Genomic DNA, 1,163 nt, shown 5'->3' with positions numbered 1-1,163 from the left:
GGTGTTTCTTTAGTTTGATCACGCAAGCGCAGACGACTCACGCAGTGCTGAAGTGATTTCACGGTATCGGCCTTCAGAGATCGCTTCTTCAATGATTGGCAGACCAACCTTTTTAATCCAGCGTAACAACCTTTTCTTTCCAGGGATTTCGGTCTCTGCAGCGGCCTGCTCGGCAATCCCGCGCAGCCGACCAACAGGATCACCTTCGGCCACCGCATAGGCGCCAAGATCAGAGAGAAAAACCAGCCTTGACATCATCAGTGACCAACTGGCCAATTCAACCTGACGCTCGAGACTGCCTGCGGTCTGATATCGAAAATCACTCGGCTCGGGCTCTGGTGGCTGCCGCTCCTGTAGGCGACGCTTTGTCCACCACAACAGATGCAGTCCGCTCGTCCATTGTCCACCGCGCTGAACGCATCGGCGGGAATAGGCTCGGCCAAGCGTTAGCATCGCAAGCTCTGCTCGAAAGGTACCCAGGGCGCGAAGTTGAGCGAGCGATTCGATCTTCGTGCCATATTCGCCATAGTCCGCAACGGCCTCACCGACTTTGTCGTGGCGGATAAAGGCGGCCGACGCTTCGATATAATCCGAGGCCACAACAGGCTCTTGATCGGAGAGTTTTTGGACTTGATGCGAGCAGCTGTACACTTGGTGGTGCCGCTCGCTGAACGCCTGAGCGGAGTCTAACAACAGGTCTTTGCGCAGGTGTTTGGCGCAGGTTGTTTCCTCAGGCCGAAGGAGCACGACGCGCTGCTCCGTACAAAAGCCCATCGACAGCCCAACAGACCCATGCTGTAGGGCGTTATGCCAACAGTTGGCGCATGAGGCGAGTACCTGAGGATGCATGGCAGAAGCTATATGGAACTAAACACTCGGTCGACCAATCCGCGAAGTGATTGCGCGGTCGCGTCGCCTGCAGCCGCGAAGTCTGCCAGATGTTCCTGCCATTCCTCGACATATTGCCGCGCTCGCATGACCTCATAGGCGCTGGGCCACTCAGCGTCACCTTTCCCATGTCCGCGTAACAGCTGAAGTAGCTCTTTTCTGGAGCGATGAGCGACCCCAAGCGTCGACCATTGTTTGGGATAGGCGATGTAGATTGCGCCTTCAGATGCCGCGAAATGGCTCGCCATGTTGCGATCTTCTGATGCGGAGAGATA

The 1,163-nt window shown here is 56.2% G+C and carries 2 protein-coding genes; both read right to left on the bottom strand.

All coding sequences use genetic code 11. The annotated features are described in order from the left end of the window. Positions 1–18: 18 nt before the first annotated feature. Positions 19–600, bottom strand: coding sequence for a hypothetical protein (locus VBE63_RS29890; RefSeq protein WP_323686598.1), 582 nt, complete (start codon positions 598–600; stop codon positions 19–21). 257 nt (positions 601–857) lie between these two features. Continuing rightward, the coding region (locus VBE63_RS29885; protein WP_323686597.1) for a hypothetical protein at positions 858–1,163 on the bottom strand (306 nt) is incomplete at its 5' end.

Origin of the sequence: Lamprobacter sp., assembly GCF_034860625.1 — a bacterium.
Classification (GTDB): Bacteria; Pseudomonadota; Gammaproteobacteria; order Chromatiales; family Chromatiaceae; genus Lamprobacter.
The sequence above is the reverse complement of the archived record's forward strand: the minus strand, read 5'-3'. Positions and strand labels throughout refer to the sequence as shown.